Source organism: Capnocytophaga sp. oral taxon 412 str. F0487 (assembly GCF_000271925.1).
Classification (GTDB): domain Bacteria; phylum Bacteroidota; class Bacteroidia; order Flavobacteriales; family Flavobacteriaceae; genus Capnocytophaga; species Capnocytophaga ochracea.
In genome coordinates this window covers 62,486-79,902 of record NZ_AJZR01000024.1, presented here as the reverse complement: position 1 = coordinate 79,902, position 17,417 = coordinate 62,486, and the positions used below count along the sequence as shown (strand labels likewise).

Annotated in this window: 16 protein-coding genes; 4 read left to right on the top strand and 12 right to left on the bottom strand. The window is 39.6% G+C overall.

The features are described from left to right. Positions 1-105 precede the first annotated feature (105 nt). The 6 genes from HMPREF1321_RS03985 to HMPREF1321_RS03960 all read right to left on the bottom strand — a co-directional run bounded on the left by HMPREF1321_RS03985 (position 106) and on the right by HMPREF1321_RS03960 (position 4,854). Entirely contained in the window at positions 106-933 is an 828-nt protein-coding gene (locus tag HMPREF1321_RS03985) for a leucine-rich repeat domain-containing protein (RefSeq protein ID WP_009421476.1), read from the bottom strand. Positions 934-941: 8 nt separating this feature from the next. Further along, a complete protein-coding gene (locus HMPREF1321_RS03980) occupies positions 942-1,754 on the bottom strand; it encodes a leucine-rich repeat domain-containing protein (protein ID WP_009421438.1) in 813 nt (270 codons plus the stop codon). A 748-nt stretch (positions 1,755-2,502) separates the two neighbouring features. Beyond that, a complete protein-coding gene (locus HMPREF1321_RS03975) occupies positions 2,503-3,339 on the bottom strand; it encodes a leucine-rich repeat domain-containing protein (protein ID WP_009421491.1) in 837 nt (278 codons plus the stop codon). A gap of 125 nt (positions 3,340-3,464) precedes the next feature. Then, on the bottom strand, positions 3,465-3,767 hold the full coding sequence (locus HMPREF1321_RS03970; RefSeq protein ID WP_009420348.1) for a type II toxin-antitoxin system RelE/ParE family toxin: 303 nt from the start codon (positions 3,765-3,767) through the stop codon (positions 3,465-3,467). Next, positions 3,758-3,928, bottom strand: a complete 171-nt coding sequence (locus HMPREF1321_RS03965; protein WP_009418193.1) for a hypothetical protein — start codon at positions 3,926-3,928, stop codon at positions 3,758-3,760. Before HMPREF1321_RS03965 ends, HMPREF1321_RS03970 begins: the two co-directional genes overlap by 10 nt. A 104-nt stretch (positions 3,929-4,032) precedes the next feature. Next, positions 4,033-4,854, bottom strand: a complete 822-nt coding sequence (locus tag HMPREF1321_RS03960) for a mechanosensitive ion channel family protein (protein ID WP_009420349.1) — start codon at positions 4,852-4,854, stop codon at positions 4,033-4,035. 368 nt (positions 4,855-5,222) lie between these two features. On the opposite strand from HMPREF1321_RS03960, the gene brnQ reads away from it, so the two are divergent. Beyond that, on the top strand, positions 5,223-6,509 hold the full coding sequence (gene brnQ, locus HMPREF1321_RS03955) for a branched-chain amino acid transport system II carrier protein (protein ID WP_009421501.1): 1,287 nt from the start codon (positions 5,223-5,225) through the stop codon (positions 6,507-6,509). A 914-nt stretch (positions 6,510-7,423) separates the two neighbouring features. On the opposite strand, the gene HMPREF1321_RS03950 is transcribed toward brnQ, so the two are convergent. The 6 genes from HMPREF1321_RS03950 to HMPREF1321_RS03925 form a co-directional block, all read right to left on the bottom strand. Continuing rightward, positions 7,424-8,119 (bottom strand): hypothetical protein, encoded by a 696-nt coding sequence (locus HMPREF1321_RS03950; RefSeq protein ID WP_034575654.1) that lies wholly within the window; start codon positions 8,117-8,119, stop codon positions 7,424-7,426. A gap of 62 nt (positions 8,120-8,181) precedes the next feature. Beyond that, the gene (locus HMPREF1321_RS03945; protein ID WP_009421500.1) at positions 8,182-11,505 is read right to left on the bottom strand and encodes a leucine--tRNA ligase; all 3,324 of its coding nucleotides are present in this window, start codon (positions 11,503-11,505) and stop codon (positions 8,182-8,184) included. Positions 11,506-11,668: 163 nt separating this feature from the next. Beyond that, on the bottom strand, positions 11,669-11,908 hold the full coding sequence (locus HMPREF1321_RS03940) for a type II toxin-antitoxin system YafQ family toxin (protein ID WP_410492492.1): 240 nt from the start codon (positions 11,906-11,908) through the stop codon (positions 11,669-11,671). Between the two features lie 47 nt (positions 11,909-11,955). Further along, positions 11,956-12,228, bottom strand: coding sequence for a hypothetical protein (locus HMPREF1321_RS03935; protein ID WP_034575653.1), 273 nt, complete (start codon positions 12,226-12,228; stop codon positions 11,956-11,958). A gap of 158 nt (positions 12,229-12,386) precedes the next feature. Continuing rightward, complete coding sequence (locus HMPREF1321_RS03930; protein ID WP_009421512.1) at positions 12,387-13,037, bottom strand: hypothetical protein; 651 nt, start codon at positions 13,035-13,037, stop codon at positions 12,387-12,389. Between the two features lie 904 nt (positions 13,038-13,941). Beyond that, positions 13,942-15,177, bottom strand: coding sequence for a hypothetical protein (locus HMPREF1321_RS03925; protein ID WP_009421503.1), 1,236 nt, complete (start codon positions 15,175-15,177; stop codon positions 13,942-13,944). A 124-nt stretch (positions 15,178-15,301) separates the two neighbouring features. On the opposite strand from HMPREF1321_RS03925, the gene HMPREF1321_RS03920 reads away from it, so the two are divergent. Genes HMPREF1321_RS03920 through dinD form a run of 3 tightly spaced genes read left to right on the top strand, consistent with a single transcriptional unit; the run spans position 15,302 to position 17,407 of the window. Then, a complete protein-coding gene (locus tag HMPREF1321_RS03920; protein WP_009421433.1) occupies positions 15,302-16,051 on the top strand; it encodes a hypothetical protein in 750 nt (249 codons plus the stop codon). A gap of 20 nt (positions 16,052-16,071) precedes the next feature. Further along, complete coding sequence (locus tag HMPREF1321_RS03915; protein ID WP_009421434.1) at positions 16,072-16,494, top strand: hypothetical protein; 423 nt, start codon at positions 16,072-16,074, stop codon at positions 16,492-16,494. A gap of 49 nt (positions 16,495-16,543) precedes the next feature. Then, entirely contained in the window at positions 16,544-17,407 is an 864-nt protein-coding gene (gene dinD, locus HMPREF1321_RS03910; RefSeq protein ID WP_009421499.1) for a DNA damage-inducible protein D, read from the top strand. Positions 17,408-17,417 lie beyond the last annotated feature (10 nt).

The following is a 17,417-nucleotide window of genomic DNA, read 5'->3' as shown; positions in this document are numbered from 1 at the left end:
TTTGGATAAAAATTACAGAATTTAAAAATACCTAATAAATATCTAAGTCAAATACATCAATATAATCTTAATCTTTGGATATGACATACCGCCCTCAATTATTATTTATTGTGCTTTCGGATATATCTTATCAGAAAAAGCACTCCAGAAAGTAGCTCTTTTGTATTGCTCTACCGAGCCTTTAGGTACGTATATCTTTTCTATACGAGTAGCCCTAAACGGGTTATTCACTAAGGCAGGAGGGTTTACAGCATTAATCGTTACTGTTTTAAGCTGTTGGCAATACCAAAAAGCATCATACCCTATAGTCTTCAGTGTTGCAGGCAAGACAACACTCTTCATCTCCGTACACCCCGAAATTCCTACAGTTTCTATATCAGTGAGTCCTGTATTTTCTAAGTTAATTTCTTTTAGATAATTCCACCCAATAGCGCCAAATCCTAATATTTCTACTTTATTGAAGTGTAATTCTTCGAGATTATAAGACATTGACAATACGCTATAGGGCAGTCTTTTTACATTAGGAAGGGAGAGTTTTCTAATTTTTGTCTTGAAGAAGGCTTTTTCACCAAAAACTACCGTAGCAGAGGTGTTGAAGGTAACGGTACCACTAAGGCTAGCTTCTTCAAAAGCACCCTCTTCTATCTCTTTCAGGTTATTCGGGAATGTAATCGACTGTAAGTTCTGATGTTCTTTAAAAGCCTCTTTCCCGATAGTGTTCACGTTTCTGAGCTTCTCGTCAGCTTGCATATCAAGCACCGTAGTATTCGCATTTTTCCATTTTATAAGCGTACGCCCATCAGCGCTGAGCTCATAATCAGCGGTAGAGTTACCGTTGTTGTCATCATCACTCTTCCGACAGCTCACCAAAGCAATCCCTATAAGAGCTAATAATAAAACCTTTCTCATTTTCAAATTTCCTAATTTTCTCATTCTCTAATTTAATTAATTGCCTGTATTTTCTCCGCAAAATCTTTCCAGCCTGTCGCTTTTTTGTATTGTTCTACCGAACCCTTAGGCACATAAATAGTAGGTATCACACTTTTATCGTTAGTGCCAAAAATACTATTAATATGCAAGGCAGGTGGATTTACCGCTTTAATAGTAAGCTTTTTCAGCACTATGCATTGCCAAAAAGCATCTGATTCTATTCTGGCAAGCGTCTCGGGTAAAGTAACCTCTTTTAGCTTCCACATCCCCACAAAAGTGCCGTGCCCTATTTCAGTAAGCCCCGTCCCCTCGAAGGTAAGCGAGGCAGCATTGCAATCTCTCAGTGCAAAATCACCTAATTTCTTTACTTTATTAAAAGTAACCTCTTTTAAATCCCTACAAACTGAAAAAGCATTGATACCTAACACACTCATATTGGGGAATGTTATCTTTTTCAGATGAGTGTGGTAGAAGCACTTTTCGCCAAAATCAACGGTAGCTTTCGTGTTAAAGACAACCTCACCGCTGAGGTTTGCATCTTCAAAAGCACTCTCTTCTATCTCCTTCAAGTTATTCGGGAATGTAATCGACTGTAAGTTCTGATGTTCTTTAAAAGCCTCTTTCCCGATAGTGTTCACATTTCTGAGCTTCTCGTCAGCTTGCATATCAAGCACCGTAGTATTCGCGTTTTTCCATTTGATAAGCGTACGCCCATCAGCACTGAGCTCATAATCAGCAGTGGAGTTACCATTGCTGTCATCATCACTCTTCCGACAGCTCACCAAAGCAACCATCGCCAAAGCTAATAATAAAACTTTTCTCATTGTATAATTATTTTTTATCGTATTTATCAATTTTTGTAAGCTACTAATTTTCTCATTTTCAAATTCACTAATCCCCTAATTTCCCATCTGCTCGTCGCGCTATAACCTCACATTACCTTCACTTTTTCCGTCTCCGTCTTCCCTCTTTTTTAGCGCGAGCTTTTAGCTCGTGCTCTCCCTTGCTAATTTTCTAATTTGTTAATTCTCTAATTACCCCTTCTCCTTTCCGTCATACTCCCCCTAGTGCCTATGGTCTAAGGCTTATTACCTTTTCTCTTTCTTTCGCTTCGAAATCCTGTTTTTACCGTTTTTTGCATTGTTGTATTATATTATGAATCAACTCTTTATATACCCTTTCTATACCAATCGTCCAAGATTCGTATAAGCTTGCTATAAGCTCTCTATAAGCTAACCACACCCTTCTTACACCCTTTTTTCATCAAAACTTCTCTCAGCTCTCTTCCGTTCTTCTCCGACATCTTTCGAAAGCTCCTAACAGTCCCAGCATATCACTTTTTCATCTCAAACTTTGGCAAAGTTTTAAACTTTGCCAAAGTTGATTATCGGTAAGTATTATTAGCATTTCTGGTATTATTGACATTTACTCCATTTACTAATCTGTTAATTTCCTCATTTCCTCACTCTCTAATTCTATAATTTTCTAATTTTCTCATTCTCTCATTTCTCCCCCGCCTGTGTGGCTTACACCGCCCGTCGTGCTACGACTGCCTGTGCGGCTCGCACCTAATTATTTTGGTATCAACTGAATCTTATCAACTAAATTTTTCCAATTGTTATCCCCTTTGTATATATCCAATAAATCCTTAGGTTTTCTGGGGATATAAAAAGTAGGAAACTTAGTTTTAGCTATCCCAGAAAAAGGATCTCCCTCTAAATACGGCGGGTAAAGCGCAAGAATAGTAACATTCTCTAACGAAGTACAGTTCGCAAACGATTTATCTCCTATCGTCTTTAAGTTCATAGTTACCGAAAGGATTGCCCTTTTTAAAAGTTTACAGTTAGCAAAAGCCTCTTTCCCTATATGAGTAACTCCCGCATCTGTTAAATCTACTAATTCAAGAGTTCCACAAGACGAAAAAGCCCCATCGCCTATAATACCCGTCCTTTTAAAAGTAACTTCTTTTAAGTTTCTACATTCAGCAAAAATCCGGTTAGATAACGCTTTAGTATTGGGGAGTACCACTTTTCTAATATTCGAACGATAAAAAACCCTCTCGCCAAAAACAACGTCTGAATAAGAGTTGAAGTTTACGCCATCACTGAGGTTCGTTCCTGAAAAGGCATCAGAACCTATTTCTTTTAAATTGTCCGAAAAAGTAATCGCTCTTAAACTTTTAAGGTCTTTAAAAGCATTTTCGGCAATAGTGTTTACTTTCCGCAAATTGCTATCCCCTTGCATATCAATAGAAATAGTACTACCATTAGTCCATTTTATTAAGGTAAGACCATCGGCACTGAGAGTGTAGTCATTAGGCGATACGTTTACCTCGTTACCGTTGTCATCTTTCTTACGACAACTCACCAAAGCAATAGCCACGAAGGCAAAAAAGAAGATTTTTCTCATTGTAAAATCATTTTTATGATGTTAAAGACGCCACAAAGGTACTAAATAAAGAACAATTAACAACGAAATATTCACAAAAAAAATACCGACTATCTTTGTAGCCGGTATCTGTATGTTTTTTCTTTTTAAAAATCAAATAAATCTAAGCTATTAGGATTTCTTCGATTGTCCCAAAAAGAAAGAATACGAATAATATTGTTTTCTACTCTGTAAAAAATAGAGTAATTATAAAATACTAAAACAGAACGGACATCTTCATATCCTTCTTCTATAGGCCAGATGTATGGATTATCAATAAGAGATTTAACTACTTTTTGTGCCTCTATATTCAGTTTTACTGAATAAGTATTACTTTTGTTCCGTTTTTTCCAATAAACAAGAATTTCTTTCAGCTCCTCCTTTGCTTTAGGAGTCCAAACTACGACCATAATATCGCATTCATTTCTTGTTCTACATCTTCTTGAGGAATATGTAACCCTGCCTTATCTTCCTCCAAACCTTTTTGTATACTATACTTTTTCGCTTCTTTTTGTTGTTTAAGAAGGAGGTCGTCTTCAGTTAAGATATTATCTATAAGCTCTGCGTCCATAGTTTTTTATGTTTTTACGTTGCAAAAATATAAAATAAATATCAATTAGCAATGAATAAAGGACAATTTTAATCACTAATCATTAACCATTAATCACAGCCTCTCTACTGATGCACTTGCACTTGTGGGAATGGTATCTCTATACCCGCTTCGTCGAAGCGGTTTTTGATAGTCTCTAAAGTACGGAATATACACCCTGCGTGCTCGGAAGTCAAGCACCAATAGCGCAGTGAAAGGTTCACCGAACTATCAGCCAATTCCTCTACATATACCACAGGCTCAGGGTCAGGCAAGGCTTTGGGCTCTTCTTTGGCAATTTGTAAGAGCACTTCGCGAGCTTTTTGAATATCCGAACTGTAACCTATGCCTACTAATACGTACACCCTGCGCTTCTCTTCCCTACTGTAATTGATAATGCTATTGCTAAAAAGTTGGGTGTTGGGGATAATCGCCTGCTCGTTGTTGGCTTTGTTAAGAGTTGTAGCAAAGAGTCCAATGGTTTTTACCGTCCCTTTTTCGCCATTACCTTCAATGGTATCGCCTACGCGGAAAGGTTTAAAGATAAGAATCATTATCCCGCTTGCAAAGTTAGATAGCGACCCCTGTAAGGCTAACCCCACTGCTACAAAACCACTGGTAATAATCGCGATAAACTGAGTCGCAGGCAAACCTATCACTTGCACGATAGTAAGGAACAGAGCAATATAGAGTATCCACCGTACTACTTGCAAGAGGAATCCTTGCAAAGCGAGGTCTACTCCACGGCGTACCATCAAGCCTTTAAGGAGTTTTGCAATAAACCGAATAATGTATCGCCCTATAAAATAAAGCGCAATTGCCCACAATAGTGTAGGCGCAAATTTAATAAGTCCTGTAATCCACTCTTTAATGAGTCCTTCAAAATCCGCAGTCGAAAAATCATTCATTTTTGTTTGTTTTATTTTTTAGTTTCTAAATCTCACCAGCCCCTCTCGTCTCTCTGTCCTATCTCGATTGATGCGCAAAATTACAAACTAATTCCCAATCTCCCAAAATTTATTTCTCGTCCCCCTTCATTTGCCATTGTAGAGGCGTAGCTAAAAACACCTTTCTTCCAATTTCTGATTGAGCTCTCGAAGTCAATAGCTGAAAGTCCTGTCATTTTAATTTAAATATTAAGATTCTGACGACAAAAGTAAGAATAATTTACGAAGCTACTAATAAAAACTTTAAAAAGAAATTAAAGAAAAGATTTGTTTTATAAAAAGAAAATTATACCTTTGTAGCATTCTAACCTATATAAACCTAATTTATTATGGACAAAAAGAAATTCATTACAATTCTAACAGCAGGTTTTGCTCTATTTGCGATGTTTTTTGGAGCGGGCAATTTGGTTATTCCCCCTTATATAGGCTTAAAAATAGGAGCTTTAAGTGGTGTGGCTTTTGCAGGTTTTTTTGTGTCGGACATACTACTGTCGTTCTTAGCGGTGGTAATGGTAGCCTCTGTAGGACTTACTTTCACCGATTTAGGCAAGCGCTTCCCTCCGTTATTCGTAAATACGCTTGTGTTTTTAATCATTGTTACCTTAGGTCCCCTTATCTGCGTACCGCGTACGGGGTCTACAACCTACGAGGTGGCAGTACAACCTTTCTTCCCTCAAATAGGCAAAATTACTTTTGGGGTGCTGTACTTTGGCATCACGCTTTTGCTCTCTATCTCGAAAGCCAAAATAGTAGACATCATCGGTAAAATACTCACACCTTTTCTTATCCTTTCACTTACTATCCTGATAGTCGTGGGCACCATCAATGCGCCTAAGGAATTGGTAGACAACGGCTATAGCTTTGGAGAGGCGTTTGCGTTTGGCTTTTCAAAAGGCTACTTAACCTTAGATGTGCTTGCAGGCGTTATTTTTTCGGGGCTCATTATCTCGTCAATCGTGCAAGAGGGCTACCGCAGTGAGGCTGAGAAAAAGCAAGTAACCATACTCTCTGGGGTCATAGCCGCTGGCTGTTTGGTGTTTATCTATGGAGGATTGCTATATCTGGGAGCTACCTCTAATCTTTCTTCTTCCGAAGGGATTAGCTATATAGATATTCTCAAGCATATAGCTTATAGCGTATTAGGCGACAATGGTGGTATTGTAATATCGGTAGCGGTAGCTTTTGCTTGCCTTACTTCGGCTATTGCTATTGTATCGGCTATGGGTGAGATTTTCGAGAACATCAGCAAAGGGCGTATCCCTTATAAATGGGGAGTGTGGATTTGTTCCTTAGTGTCGTTTGCGCTTTCTATCAGAAGTGTAGATGAAATCATTCATTACGCTGGCTATCTGTTAGATTTCTCATATCCTATTACCATCGCACTTACCTTATTTGTGCTTTTCTTTGGCAAACGGGTGCAGAGCAACGCTCCTTATATAGTGGGGGTAACGCTCACGGCTATATTATCAGGACTTTTCATCATAGGTGATTTGCTACATATAGCGTGGATTAATAACTTCAAAACGTTATTACCCTTGGCTGACTACCGAATAGAGTGGTTTATTCCTGCTTTTCTATCATTTATCATAACGGCAATAGTAGTGAAGAGAGTATAATATTTTTTATAAATAATGTCAGTTCAATGTATAATACTGATTTACAGTTGTACGTATATTGTAATCAGTGAAATCAATCTTCCACATACCCAGCAGAGACCACTTGCTAGCTTTGTGTGAGATTTTAAAGTAATGAAGCAATTTATTTGTTTTACATATATAACTTTAATAACATTTTCCTCATATCCGATTCATATTAAATTAATTACCCATCGCGCTACACCTGTGCGCGTGGCTCATACCTGCTTGTTGTGCTAAGATTTTGCATCGGCTTCCCCTCACCACATTCTCCCTTCGAAGGCAACCAGCAACAGCTGGGTATGTGAATAGGGAGAGGTTTTTCTCGCTTTCCCGTCACTACATTCCCCCTTTGGAGGGGGCTAGGGGGAGGTTTCTTTTGATTTTCCGTCACACTCCCTCCTATTGCCTATGACCTAAGACCTCACACTTCCCCATTTACTAATTTTCTAATTTGCTAATTCCCTAATTATCCCTTCTCCTTTCCGTCATACTCCCCCCTAGTGCCTATGGCCTAAGGTCTATCACCTCTTCCTCTTTCTTTCGCCTCGAAACCCTGTTTTTAACATTTTTAATGCTGTTGTATTATAGTATGAATCAACAACTTATACACCCTTTCTATACCAATCGTCCAAGATTCGTATAAGCTTCCTATAAGCTCTCTATAAGCTAACCCCACCCACCTAACAGCCTTTTCTCGCCAAAAATCCTTACAACTTGCTTTTGATGTTTTTCGTTTCTCTCCGATAATTCAGGAACTCTTCAAGCTTCTCCGAAAACTCCGACTCAACTCTCTCCCCATTTCACAAGGCGTAGCCTTAATTTTGTTTGATTTTTGTTTAATTTCTGAGGCACAGCCTCATTCCTCTAATTCAAGCTCGTACCTCATTTGCTAATTAGAAAGTTCGTATTTTTGAGTTATATTTTTTAATGATTTGCAAGAGATAAGACAATGTCTCGCGCGACATCGTAATCCTAGTAACTTTAGGTGATTTGATTTTTACATATAAACCATTTTTGCTATAACCCCAATCTATCTCCGTGATTTTAGTAGGGTCAATTTCACGAATCGCATAGAAAATAAAGAAGTACAGTTGCTTGTTGCACAACACAAACGGCGGATTGTAGCGAGTGAGAACAAATAGACTATCTTTTACTTTTAACAGCAAGTCGAAATCACTATCACTCATTTGTTCTACCAGCATACGCAGAGCTTTTTCGTTGCGCTTGAATACATAAGAAAGGAGGTAATACACCAAAAAGGGAATAAGTAAAGAAAGGAGAGTTTCCCCTATTATTTCATCAGGAAACAACAAGTGTAGCACCTCTACACCTTCTTGTATCATCAGCACAAGATAGACAAACAAAGGCGCTGTAAACATCACAATAATAAAACCGGTAACCCACAAGCGGAACTTACGCACTTTTTTCAAATAAGCCTCCCGCTTTTGCGACAGTTGGTGCTGAGGGCGATAAAGTGCCAAGCGCTCTTCGAATTCGTTTTTGCGCACTATTATAAAGTACATACTAACACCGAGAATGAGGAGAACCAAGAGAAAAATAAAAAACGGGAAGAGAAAAAGTGTATCCATAATTTTGGCTGAAAACTCAAAATAAAAAAGTCGTTAATCACTAATTGACTAACGACTTTTTTCTACATTACAATATTGATAATCCTATTAGGTACGACAATTACCTTTTTAGGAGTATTGCCTTGGAGTTGCTCAACGGTTTGAGGATCGGCGAGGATGGCTTGCTCTATCTCTGCCACACTCATACTGGTAGCATAAGCGCGTTTGAAGCGTACTTTGCCATTGAACGATACAGGATATTCCTTGCTGTCCTCTTGCAAATACTTGTCCTCGTGTACGGGATAAGGTGCATAAGTTACACTTTCGGTATTTCCGAGCCTTTTCCAGAGCTCTTCGGCAATATGTGGAGCAAAGGGTGCTACCAGTACCGAAAGAGGTGCTAAAACGTCTCTATGGTGGCATTTTAGCGATGATAACTCATTCACACATATCATAAACTGACTCACCGAGGTATTGAATGAGAAATTCTCGATATCTTCATTTACCTTTTTAATTGTCTTATGCAGTGCTTTGAGCATCTCGGGCGTAGGAGCTTCGTCGGTTACTTGCCAGCCGTTATCATTGAAATACAAACGCCATAGCTTGCGCAAGAAGTTATATACCCCCGAAATACCTGCCGTGTTCCAAGGTTTGGCTTGTTCCAAAGGTCCTAAAAACATTTCGTAGAGGCGCAAAGTATCCGCACCATATTGCTCGCAAATATCATCGGGGTTTACCACATTGTATTTGGATTTAGACATCTTTTCTACTTCACGACCTGTGATATACTTACCATCTTCTTCTAAAATAAACTCTGCATTAGCAAATTCTTTACGCCACACCTTGAATTTATCAATGTCTAATTCATCGGAAGTGTCTTTTAAGAGAGAAACATCAACGTGAATAGGTTGTACTGATTGTCCTTTTACTTGATTTTTAGATACAAAAGTATTGGTACCCTCTAAGCGATATGCAAAGGCACTCATACCCAATATCATTCCTTGATTGATGAGTTTCTTAAATGGTTCTTCAGTAGGGGCAAAACCGCGGTCTTTGAGGAATTTGTTCCAGAAACGAGAGTACAAGAGGTGCCCTGTGGCGTGTTCGCTACCCCCTACGTATAGGTCTACGTTTTGCCAGTAGTCTACTACGGCTTTGGTAGGGAAGGTTCCACGTGCGTCTTTTTCCATCATATACTCCAACCAATACCACGAAGAGCCCGCCCAACCTGGCATCGTATTCAATTCTAATGGGAATACAGTTTGGTTATCAATAAGCTCATTGCTCACTACCTTATGGTTTATGGTATCCCACGCCCAAGTAGTCGCATTGCCCAACGGTGGGTTGCCCTCTTCGGTAGGGAGGTATTTCTCTACTTCGGGTAGAAGAATAGGGAGGTACTCCTCGCCTATCATCTGTGGCAAGCCGTTTTCATAGTATACAGGGAAAGGTTCGCCCCAATAACGCTGACGTGAGAATACGGCATCACGGAGACGGTAATTCACTTTGGCTTTGCCTGCTCCTTTGGCTTCTAAGGCAGCTAACACTTTGTCAACCGCTTCGCTAAAGTTAGTGCAACCATTGAGAAAATCCGAATTTTGGTAAGTCATTCGCTCTTTATCGGTAAAGGCTGCTTCCGAAATATCTTTATCGAAGATGTTAATCACTTCGGGCATTCCCTTAGCCCCTTTGAAGTGTTTAGCAAAGGCATAATCGCGGTCGTCGCCAGCAGGCACCGCCATTACAGCACCCGTACCATAGCTAGCAAGCACATAATCGCCTATCCAAATAGGAATTTGCTTGCCGGTAAGTGGGTGCACGGCATACGCCCCTGTGAAAGCTCCTGATACGGTTTTGGTATCGGCCATACGGTCGCGCTCTGAGCGTTTGGCAGTAGCAGCGATGTAGGCTTCTACCTCAGCGCGTTGTTCCTCAGTAGTAATTTGCAATACTAAGGGGTGCTCGGGAGCAAGGGTAAGGTAAGTAACACCGAAGAGAGTATCGGGGCGAGTGGTGAATATCCTCACCCCCTGCCCCTCTCCCAAGGAGAGGGGAGAATCCGCAAAAGCGACTTCATTATTCTCAAAAGTATTATTTTGTTTTGAGAAATTAGGGGTATTAACAAGTATATCTTTTATTTTTGTTAAAACAGCTTCTATATTACCAAGAACTTCTTCATTAGTAAAGCGGATTACTTTAAATCCTTTTTCATTGAGATACAATGTACGCTGTTCATCATATTCTTTTTGAGTAGGGTCATTATGATAACCTCCATCTACTTCAATCACTAAATTCTTAGAAAGGCAAACAAAATCAACAATAAAATCATCAATTAAATGTTGTCTTCTAAACTTATCTCCTAATTTTTTATCACGCAAAAGTTCCCACAATGCTGCTTCTGCATCAGTAGGTTCTTTCCGCATACGTTTAGCTTCTTCTATAAGTCTGTATGCATTATTTCCTCCTGTCATAAAGAAAGGAGTGGTAGCGTCACTTTTAGTCGCTACAGTTCCCCCTCCTTGGGAGGGGGCTAGGGGGAGGATAATCTCCGCTCCTACTGATTTTCCTATCCAGTTGCGTTGGCTTTCTTTGATGCTCTCACTCCAATCGATGGTGTCTAAACCTTGTAAGAGGCGTTCGGCATAAGCGGTGATGCGCATACTCCATTGGGTCATCTTCTTGCGAATCACAGGGTGACCCCCACGTTCGGATACGCCATTGACGATTTCGTCATTAGCCAAAACAGTTCCTAAGGCAGGACACCAGTTTACTTCGGTTTCTGCCAAGTAGGTAAGTCGGTATTTTAGTAAATGACGTTGTTTGCTTTCAGCTGTCATTGCGTGCCATTGGGCAGCAGTGAAGGTTGGGGTATCATCGTCGCAGGCAGCATTTACCTTGCTATTGCCTTCTGTTTCAAAGAGAGCGATAAGCGTTTCGATAGGCTCTGCTTTGTTGGTTGCGTTGTTATACCACGAATTAAACAACTGTATGAATATCCACTGGGTATGACAATAGTAGTCGGGGTCGGAGGTCTTTACTTCGCGACTCCAATCAAAAGAAAAGCCCATTTTATCTAATTGTTCGCGGTAACGGGCGATATTCTGTGCCGTAGTGAGGGCAGGGTGTTGCCCTGTTTGGATAGCGTATTGCTCGGCTGGCAGACCGAAGCTATCATACCCCTGAGGGTGCAATACATTAAAGCCTTTGTGACGCTTGTAGCGCGCTACGATGTCGCTGGCAATATACCCCAGCGGATGTCCTACGTGTAAGCCCGCTCCTGAAGGATAAGGGAACATATCGAGCACGTAGTACTTAGGTTTGGTACTGTTATTCTGGGCTTTGAAAGTTTGGTGTTTAGCCCAATATTCTTGCCAAAAGGCTTCTATTTCTTTGTGATTATAAACCATTCGTTGTTAATTTGTGGATTTGTCAATTAGCAACTTTGCCAATTATGGTGCAAAGGTATGAAGTAATTAGCAAATGAGCAAATTTAGTGTGAGCCACAAGCTCTATTTATAGTAGGCATAGTAGGCACGAGCTACAAGCTCGCGCCAGCGGGGCTTTTTTGTTTTAATTAAACAATTCGGAATGTGTTCCTACTCTGTTTAGAGTGATTAGTTTTTCTTCTTCATATTGTTTCCAAATCAAGAGTAGGTCAGGTTCTATATGGCATTTCATACAACCTTTATAATTTCCTGTCAGCAAATGAGGATATCTAAAAGGAATTCCTTCACTTCCTTTTTCCATTAAGATTTGTACTATCTTCTCTATTTTGTCAAACTTTTTAGGTTGTTTTTTGTATTTCTTCAATTCTTTTTTATAAAATGGTGTACAAAAACTCTTGGCTTTCATCATCTTCATTCATCATCTTCGGATAATATGTCGTTAAACATTTCTTTAGCGTTCGTATAGCCTTTCACAAGTCCTTTTTTGTATTTTTCTACTAACATATCGCCTTCTTCAATAGCTTCAATAGTTTTTTTATTAGGTACATACTCTTCAGTAGGTTCGGATATGTGCACGGGTTTTACTATTACATTGTATTTCTTGAAGAGAGATTCAAAAATAGACATATCAACTTCAGGAATGCTTACATTGTAATTCATCATTTTGTAATTTGTAGTTCTCATATTTCTTCTATTTTTGTGCAAAGGTATGAAGTAATTAGCAAATGAGCAAATTTAGGGATTGACAAATGCTGAGAAGTAGGAAAATAGAAATCTTTGCCAAGATTATAAAACCTTGACAAAGATGAAGAAAGTTTATGTTTTTCGATTAACTTATGTTTCTAAAAACATGGGAGTTTTTCAGGGATAATGTGCGCTGTGTCGTACCCTGCAAAGTGTTTTAGGTAGTTTTGCAACGTAGTGCCATTGCCATCGGCAAAGGCATAGCGTCCTTTTTTCTTCAAATATTTTTTTACTGATTGCGCTCCGACTAAGTGAGCTGCGGCTAATATGCCTGACTCGGTAATTTCTATACCGTTAATTTTAGTGCCTACGTATTGCTTGATTTCATTGCGCAAATACCATTTGTTGCGCTGAAGACTAAGGGTAAAAAGTCTTTCTTGTTGTTCGGGGGAATTGAGGAATTGCTGAGCGTCTTTTACTCCGTAGAACTGCAAAGCTGATTTTCCGAATTGATATTTCCCCATATAGCCAAACCTATTCACTATAAAATAATTACCTCGTGACTCGCGGTATGCTAAGGCTTCTTTAAAGCCTATAAAACTTTTTCCTACTTGTGGTGGATTTAAGGAAAACAGATTGGGTTCGCTTGTTATTTCTTTTGGCATAGCGGTAACCAAACGAGGTATATCTACTACAAAGCTGGGCGGTACTACGGTAGTTCTCTCTTCATCACTTTTTACAGTAAAACCCAACATAAAAAATACGGCCATCATCACGGCACAATAATACCTCTTTTTTATATTTTTCATAAAAATTGTTTTCTTTAAGACTTACATCTGTTCTTCATAAGAAGTACACCTGCTTAAAATTATTTCGGGGGCAAAATTACAAAAAAAATGCCAAATGCAACTATTTTGGGTTATAATTTTATCGATAGTGCTATAAGGGTTCTTGATAGCTGCCTTCTAAACATTAGTAATTACAGGGGTCGTAGCACGACGGGCGGGGGGAGAGATTAGAGAATGAGGAAATGAGAGAATGAGGTGCGAGCCACACGAGCGAGAGAAATGAGAAAATGAGGAAATGAGGAAATGAGAGAATGAGGTAAATGCCAAAGATACCAGAAATGCCAATAATACCAAACAATCAACTTTGTCCAAGTTTCAAACTTGGGCAAAGTGTGTGCTACAAAAAGTGACATATCGGAGAATTCGGAAGGAAGCGAAGAAGTTCGGAGGAGGGGAGGGAGGATTTTTGATGAAAAAAGGGTGTAAGAAGGGTGGGGTTAGCTTATAGAGAGCTTATAGGAAGCTTATACGAATCTTGGACGATTGGTATAGAAAGGGTATGTAAAAAATTGATTGATAGTATAATACAGCGACACAAAAAATGTTAAAAACGGGGTTTCGAGGCGAAAGAAAAGGGAATAGGTGATAGGCCATAGGCCATAGGCACTAGGGGGGGAGTGTAATACAAACATCCCCCTAGCCCCCTTCAAAGGGGGAATGTGGTGACGGAAAGAAGAAGGGATAATTAGGAAATTAGCAAATTAGAAAATTAGTAAATGGGGAAGTGTGAGGTCTTAGGCCATAGGCAATAAGGAGAAAGTGTAATAGAAACATCTCCCTACTCACATACTTCGCTCTTGCGGACTTCCGTTCAAAGGGGAAAGGTGGAGGTAAGATGGGGGAAGTTTATAAGATAGAAAGTCTTTTATTTTGTCCACGAGAAAAGGCGCATATCTCCTGCTTCTAAGGTGTATGTTTTAGAGGTTGTCCAATTGACGGGGAGCAAGCGGGCTTCTTTGCTTACTTCTTGTACTTCGGCAGTGGCTTTTATCTCTAAGGGCAACGTTTTGAGAGGACTGTGGTTTACAATCATCAAATAGTAGCGTGACCCGTTCTGCAAAAGCGAAACAGTTGCTCCTATATCGCCTGTTTTGAGGACTTCAAAGTTTTTGGGCAATACCAATCTTTTTGTACCTGCAGGAATGCTTTTGCCGGTATGCCATACGTTGAGCATCTTTGCTCCTACGAACACGCCGGAAAGTTTCTGTACTTCGGCATTGGCTTGCGCTAATCGGTAATAGGTAGCATTTTTAGAGCCGTCGGGCGCAATAGGCGCTTTGTAAGTTAGGTTGTCAGGAGGGGTGGTATAGGTGAAGAACTGCATCAGTTGCGAACCATAGGCTAAGTTGGTGTACAGTTGCAAGCGGAGGTCGGCAAGAGTAGGTTCTGGGTATCCACCTTCACCAAGAGAGTGGGACGATGATAGCACGAGCGTCCATAGAGGAATGCGTAATTCTTTGGCTTTTGCCGAGAAAACTTCTAAGTTTTTATACCACAATCCGTTTACGGTTCTCTCTTTTGCTCCTTTGTTCAGTACGATAGGGTAGAAGGTAGAAGAGAGCATTTGCAGAGGGAGGGTGCGGGTAGCTTTTTCAAGATAAACATTAAAGGAGGCGCCTAATTGCTTTTCGGAAGTGTCTATTGAGAGGAAATTCACATAGCAGATGCCTTTTTTATCGATTTGCTGAAAGCGTTTCATCTTCGCAGCTATCTTATCTAAATCTTTCATTGAGGGTTCGTCTGCCATAAACCAGCCCGCCACAGCAGGGTGGTCTTTTAGGGCTTTGATGGTTGCTTCGGTATCGGTAGAGAGTTCTGAGCAACTTACAATACTCTTCATTTGTAGGTTTTGCATCTTATTCAAAGCCTCTTTCACTTGGGCAAGAGGGGAATAATAAGTGTACATATTGTAATTTAAGCCCGCTTGTTTCATCTCTTGATAGGCTTCAGTAGAGGATTGAGGGGAGAGTCCTATCCACGCCATCATTGGAAAGGGGGTGTTGCTGGAGATAAGAGAGCCATTATCTTCGCTGTTATTGTCTTTTTGGCAACTTGTGAAAAGGCATAAAGCACTTAAAGTGATGTAAAAAAATCTTTTCATTTGGGTAATATTTATGGTCTTGACAGCGCAAAAATACAAAATAAATTGTAAAAAAGGTGACGATATGAAAGAAAATGATTACTTTTGTCGCAATAGAAAAGGAAGAGTGGTTAATTTGTAATTTATGAAAGAGCTTATTTTTACATTCATTAGTTTAGGAGCACTGTGTAGTTATGCTCAGAACTTTCCTTTGCGTACTGATGTGCAGGAAGCTGAATTGAACGGCAAGGTGAAGCGAGTAACTGAAATTACTACCTATGAAGGGAACGTATTTAGAGGGGTTGATACTACTTTTTGTTCTTTTAATGGAAAGGGATTCGTTACTGAAAGCGAAACACGTTCGCTGCGGTTCTTTCACCAAGATACTATTAGGAAAATTATAAAAAATGTAGCTGACTATAAAAAGCGAAGGGTGGTAATGACTACCTATGATACCAAAGGGAAAGAAATAGAGAAAAAGATTAAAAAAACGAATGAAAAAGGTTTCCCTATTGAAGTGGAAATGATACACAATAAAACTAAAAGAATTAAGATGTTTTATCACTATGACCCTAAGAGTTGTGTGGTAACAATTACCACTGATAATAAAGAAACAAGGTTTAAAGGATTGCTTAGCTATGATGCTGAAGGGCGCTTACTTACTGAAGAAACGTATATAGATGAACAAGTAAGACTCATAAACAAACTTAGTTATACTTATAACCGCAAAGGTTTTGAAGAAAAGAGAGTTGTAGAGACTTTTTTCCCTAATGAAGACAAAAGAAAGCTAACGTATTGTTACCGATACGATACTGAAGGCAGTGCAGCCCAAATAAAACAATATGAAGAGGGAACACTGATTTATACTAGTGAACGCAAGATAGAATATTATTAATGGTTTAAAAATAAATATAAATGAAAAGAACGATTTTAATGCTCCTTATTGCCTTTGGAGCACTCTCTTGTAGTAAAGAGGATATTAAGAGATTAGAAGGTAAGGTAGATGTTACCGTCTACGTAAAAGACAACAACGGTACGCCCTTAAAGAATTGGGTGGTATATGCTTACGATGAATGGGCGTGGGAACACAAAAGTGACTCGCACCCTACTTTTCACGCGAAGCAGTCGGCGACTGATGATGAGGGGATAGCCTCGTTTGTACTGAGTGTAGATGTGATTGATGAGCAAGAAGTGTATCAGTTTGTGGTGTATTACACTGAGGACAATGCAGGGAAGAAGAATCTTTCGGGCACTGAAATTACTAAGAACAGTTTGAAGACAGTGAAAACGGTTACCCTTAAAGCGAAAGAAAAATCAACGATTACAATTACGTTGTAGTAGTTATCGGACAGATTTCCTCCTTGAAACTTAAAAACGCTAAAACATTATGGATAAGAACAGTGTTTTACAGTACAAAAATCTGTTTGACGGCATTACTCATTATATAGAAAGTGAAGATGCCAAAGAGAAAATAGAAGTGTGGTTTGCCCGTGAGTTACAAACCATATTGGGCTATGCCCGATGGGAGAACTTTTCGGTAGCGATACACCGAGCAGTTGCTTCGTGTAAGTCACAACAAATCAATGTAGATGATCATTTTCGTGAGGTCACGAAAATGATCGAGATTGGTAAAGGAGGTAAGCGTGAAGTGGTAGATTTTATGCTTACTCGTTACGCCTGCTATCTCATTGCACAGAATGGCGACCCTAAAAAAGAGGAAGTAGCTTTTGCTCAGAGTTATTTTGCCGTACAAACCCGTAAGGCGGAACTCATAGAAGAACGGCTTAACTTGCTTTCTCGTTTAGAAACGCGTGATAAACTCCGAAGTGCCGAAAAGCAACTCTCACAGAATATTTATGAGCGAGGCGTTGATGATAAAGGCTTTGCGCGTATCCGTTCTAAAGGCGATACCACTCTTTTTGGCGGACATACTACTGAGGATATGAAGCTGCGGTTGGGAGTAAAAGCTAACAGACCTTTGGCAGATTTTTTACCAACGCTTACCATTGCCGCTAAGAACCTCGCTACAGAAATGACCAATTACAATGTCGAGAATAACGATTTGCACGGCGAACCTGCTATCACACAAGAGCACGTACAAAATAACCAAACCGTCCGACAAATGTTAGGACAGCGTGGTATCAAACCAGAAGAATTACCTCCTGCCGAAGATATTAAGAAATTAGAGCGCAAAGTAGCGCGTGATGAGAAAATGATAGCTGAACGCTCTCAAAAATTGCCTAAAAACTAAAATAATAATA